General features: G+C 66.2%; 5 protein-coding genes and 1 pseudogene. 5 read left to right on the top strand and 1 reads right to left on the bottom strand.

The annotated features are described in order from the left end of the window. Positions 1-189 (top strand): sigma factor-like helix-turn-helix DNA-binding protein (locus AC2VOU_RS03500; RefSeq protein WP_486956099.1); only part of this gene is annotated, 189 nt, incomplete at its 5' end. Beyond that, a pseudogene (locus tag AC2VOU_RS03495) lies at positions 182-856 on the top strand (anti-sigma-D factor RsdA); the annotation flags it as partial. The gene AC2VOU_RS03500 and the pseudogene AC2VOU_RS03495, both read left to right, overlap by 8 nt. 44 nt (positions 857-900) lie before the next feature. Here the strand turns inward: AC2VOU_RS03495 and AC2VOU_RS03490 are convergent. After that, positions 901-1,314 (bottom strand): DUF5319 domain-containing protein, encoded by a 414-nt coding sequence (locus AC2VOU_RS03490; RefSeq protein WP_047315536.1) that lies wholly within the window; start codon positions 1,312-1,314, stop codon positions 901-903. A gap of 153 nt (positions 1,315-1,467) precedes the next feature. Between AC2VOU_RS03490 and guaB the strand changes: the two genes are divergently transcribed. The 3 genes from guaB to AC2VOU_RS03475 all read left to right on the top strand — a co-directional run. Beyond that, entirely contained in the window at positions 1,468-3,057 is a 1,590-nt protein-coding gene (guaB, locus tag AC2VOU_RS03485; protein ID WP_047315535.1) for an IMP dehydrogenase, read from the top strand. Positions 3,058-3,065: 8 nt separating this feature from the next. After that, positions 3,066-4,205 carry a GuaB3 family IMP dehydrogenase-related protein gene (locus AC2VOU_RS03480; protein ID WP_047315534.1) on the top strand — a complete coding sequence of 380 codons (1,140 nt, stop codon included), beginning with the start codon at positions 3,066-3,068 and terminating at the stop codon, positions 4,203-4,205. 69 nt (positions 4,206-4,274) lie between these two features. Continuing rightward, the coding region (locus AC2VOU_RS03475; RefSeq protein WP_486956100.1) for an NAD(P)-binding protein at positions 4,275-4,365 on the top strand (91 nt) is incomplete at its 3' end.

Raw genomic sequence — 4,365 nt, 5'->3', positions numbered from 1 at the left:
ATGAACGAACTGCTCGAGATCTTGCCGGCCAAGCAGCGCGAGATCCTCATCCTGCGTGTTGTCGTCGGCCTGTCCGCTGAGGAGACCGCCGCCGCCGTCGGCAGCAGCACCGGAGCGGTTCGGGTGGCCCAGCACCGCGCGTTGTCGCGGTTGAAGTCCGAGATTGTCGCGGCGGGTGACTATGCCTGAGTTTGGTTATGCGTTCGGCGATCAGCCGGCTTTGGATGAGGTGGCCCGCACCGATCTGCTCCTCGACGCGCTCGCCGAACGTCATTCGGTCGACTTCGACGATCCCCGTGATGACATGCTGGCCGCGTTGCTGGAGGACTGGCGCGACGAGTTGAGGTGGCCACCGGCGAGCGCATTGGTTTCCCACGAGCAGGCCGTCGAGGCGCTGTACACCGGAATTGCGGGGCGCCGACGCGCTCGCCGCGGCCTGGCAGCGATCGGATCAGTGGCGGCGACGCTGCTAGTGCTCAGTGGGCTGGGCGCCGTGGTCGCCGACGCCCGTCCCGGACAGGCGCTGTATGGCCTGCACACGATGTTCTTCGACACACCGCGGGTCAATAACGATCAGATTGTGTTGTCCGCCAAGGCCGAATTGGCCAAGGTTCAACAAATGATCGCCGAAGGCCAATGGGACCAGGCCGAGGATCAGCTGGCTGAGGTCAGCAGCAGTGTGCAATCGATGGACGACGATAACCGCAGAAATGACCTGATGAATCAGGTGAATCTGCTGAACACGAAGGTGGAGACGCACGACCCGAATGCGACGTTGCCGGCGCCTGAAACGGGGCCAACCGTGCCGGCTGCCTCAACCACGTTGACGTGGTCGTCGATTCCGCCGGAGCCGCCCGGTGCCGCGCCCTAACACCTGCGCTACGGCTCACGGTGCGTCATTTAATGACGCCGGTGATAGCCATCCGCGTCGGATGTCGCTTCGTTCAGCGAGGCATCGGCGTATCCCCGGCAGTAATCCCAGGTGACGTAGGAGTCCGGTTCGGGGTCGTAGGCCGGCTCGTGCGGTCGGACGGTGCCGTCGATCAGTAGTTGCAGCAGGTTGGCCCGCAACATGTCCCAGTCGTGATAGTGGTCTTGCTGACACTCGTCGCAGCACACCACAAGTCCACGAATTCCCCGATGCGCCAACAGCGCCTCGTAAACGGCCAGGTCAGCCAGGTCGGCTTCGACCGCAATCCGTTCTTGCTGGTCTAGTGGTTGACCTGGCTCTACAGCGTCGAGCGCCGCCGACGGGTCGCAGGGGTCGTCGGCAAACGGGTCGGGTGGCAAACCCGGCGGGAGGTGGTCACGCACGCCTCTAGCCTACGCAGGCGGGCAGCGATAACGCCAGCAGCCTAGACCGGTGTTGTTTTATCGTCGGCGGAACACCCGGCCATGCGAACCCGGCGGATTGGTCAGTCGATAGGATGGGGTTTCTCACCCGCATGCGTATGGAGGGCCGCACCGATGACCCGTGGCATGTCCAACCTAAAAGAAAGTTCCGACCTCGTTGCCAGTTCGTACCTGCGTGTTGGTGGCCTGATGGACGACCCAGCCGCGACCGGGGGTGACAACCCGCACAAGGTGGCCATGCTGGGACTGACGTTCGACGATGTCCTGCTGTTACCCGCGGCTTCTGACGTGGTGCCGGCCACTGCGGACACGTCCAGCCAGCTGACCAAGAAGATCAGGCTCAAGGTGCCGTTGGTCAGCTCGGCAATGGATACCGTCACCGAGGCGCGGATGGCCATCGCCATGGCTCGGGCGGGCGGCATGGGTGTGCTGCACCGCAACCTGCCGGTTGCCGAGCAGGCCGGGCAGGTCGAGACGGTGAAACGCTCCGAGGCCGGCATGGTCACTGACCCGGTCACTTGCCGGCCGGACAACACCTTGGCCCAGGTCGACGCGCTGTGCGCCCGGTTCCGGATCTCCGGGTTGCCGGTGGTCGACGATTCCGGTGCGCTGGTTGGCATCATCACCAACCGCGACATGCGGTTCGAGGTCGACCAGTCCAAGCAGGTCGCCGAGGTGATGACCAAAGCGCCGCTGATTACCGCTGCCGAGGGTGTCAGCGCCGACGCGGCATTGGGTCTGTTGCGGCGAAACAAGATCGAAAAGCTGCCCGTTGTCGACGGCCATGGCCGGCTGACCGGGCTGATCACCGTCAAAGACTTCGTCAAAACCGAGCAGCACCCGCTGGCGACCAAAGACAGCGACGGCCGGCTGCTGGTGGGTGCGGCCGTTGGTGTCGGCGGAGATGCCTGGGTCCGCGCGATGATGCTGGTCGACGCCGGGGTCGACGTGCTGATCGTCGACACCGCGCACGCGCACAACCGGCTGGTGCTCGACATGGTCGGCAAACTCAAGGCCGAAATTGGCGACCGGGTCCAGGTGATTGGCGGCAATGTCGCCACCAGGTCGGCGGCCGCGGCCCTGGTGGCGGCCGGCGCTGATGCGGTGAAGGTCGGCGTGGGGCCCGGGTCGATTTGCACGACCCGCGTGGTGGCCGGTGTCGGGGCGCCGCAGATCACCGCGATTCTGGAGGCCGTCGCGGCGTGCGGGCCGGCGGGCGTGCCGGTCATCGCCGACGGCGGGTTGCAGTACTCCGGCGATATCGCTAAGGCGCTGGCCGCCGGCGCGTCGACGGCCATGCTGGGCTCGTTGTTGGCCGGCACCGCTGAGGCGCCAGGCGAGCTGATCTTCGTCAACGGCAAGCAGTTCAAGAGCTACCGCGGCATGGGGTCGCTGGGCGCCATGCAAGGTAGGGGTGGGGGTAAGTCGTATTCCAAGGACCGCTATTTCGCCGACGACGCCCTGTCCGAGGACAAGTTGGTCCCTGAGGGGATCGAGGGCAGGGTGCCGTTCCGTGGTCCGCTATCGTCGGTGATCCACCAGCTGATGGGTGGTCTGCGCGCCGCGATGGGTTACACCGGTTCGCCCACCATCGAGGTGTTGCAGCAGGCGCAGTTCGTCCGGATCACACCCGCCGGACTCAAAGAGAGCCACCCGCACGACGTCGCGATGACCGTCGAAGCCCCCAACTACTACGCGCGTTGACGCCCGACATGGTCGAGATCGGGATGGGCCGCGTGGCCCGTCGGACATATGAGCTCAGCGAGATCAGCATCGTGCCGTCGCGTCGCACTCGCTCGTCGAAAGACGTGTCGACGGCGTGGCAGCTCGACGCCTACCGGTTCGAGATCCCCGTGGTGGCACACCCGACCGACGCGTTGGTGTCACCGGAGTTCGCCATCGAGCTGGGCCGGCTCGGCGGGCTGGGGGTACTCAACGGTGAGGGGCTGATCGGCCGCCATGCCGATGTCGAGGCCAAGATCGCGCAGTTGATCGAGGCCGCCGAGAAAGAGCCCGAACCCGCGGCGGCGGTCCGGTTGCTGCAGGAGCTGCATGCTGCGCCGCTGAACCCGGACCTGCTCGGTTCGGCGGTGGCCCGGATCCGGGAGGCGGGAGTGACCACCGCGGTGCGGGTCAGCCCGCAAAATGCTCAGGCGCTGACGCCGGTGTTGCTGGCGGCCGGAATCGACCTGCTGGTCGTCCAGGGTTCCATCGTCTCGGCTGAAAGAGTGGCCCTGGATCGGGAAGGGGCTGGTGAACCACTCAACCTGAAGACGTTCATCGCTGAGCTCGACGTTCCGGTGGTCGCCGGCGGTGTGCTTGACCACCGCACGGCGCTGCATCTGATGCGTACCGGCGCGGCCGGCGTGATCGTCGGCTACGGCTCCACCAGCGGGGTCACCACCTCCGATGAGGTGTTAGGCATCAGCGTGCCGATGGCTACTGCGATCGCCGACGCCGCCGCCGCGCGGCGCGAATACCTCGACGAGACCGGCGGCCGCTACGTGCACGTGCTGGCCGACGGCGATATCTACACGTCTGGCGAGTTGGCCAAAGCCATTGCCTGTGGCGCCGACGCGGTGGTGCTGGGCACGCCGTTGGCCCAAAGTGCCGAGGCACTGGGCGGCGGGTGGTTCTGGCCGGCCGCCGCGGCACACCCGTCGCTGCCCCGCGGGGCGTTACTGCAGACCGCCGTCGGCGAGCGCCCGCCGTTGCAGCAGGTTCTGAACGGGCCCTCCGACGACCCGTTCGGCACCCTGAATCTGGTCGGTGGTCTGCGCCGATCCATGGCCAAGGCCGGCTATTGCGACCTCAAGGAATTCCAGAAGGTCGGCCTGACCGTCAGCATCTAAGGTTTCGGCCGCACGTTGGTGCCGAAGGCAGACCATACTGGGGCGATGAAGCCGGATTAAGACGTCCTCATCAGCGGGTCAGGGTTTGGCGGCAGCGTCAGCGCGCTGCGGCTCACGGAAAAGGGTTACCGGGTCGGCGTGGTGGAGTCCGGCCGCCGCT

The organism is Mycobacterium sp. TH-M25, from assembly GCF_057473665.1.
This window is presented reverse-complemented; position numbering and strand designations above follow the sequence as displayed.

What these genes read in the sequence shown, in the direction of transcription:
- guaB (WP_047315535.1), top strand. Translation starts at nt 1,468, where the DNA reads ATGACCCGTGGCATGTCCAACCTAAAAGAAAGTTCCGACCTCGTTGCC.
- AC2VOU_RS03480 (WP_047315534.1), top strand. Translation starts at nt 3,066, where the DNA reads ATGGTCGAGATCGGGATGGGCCGCGTGGCCCGTCGGACATATGAGCTC.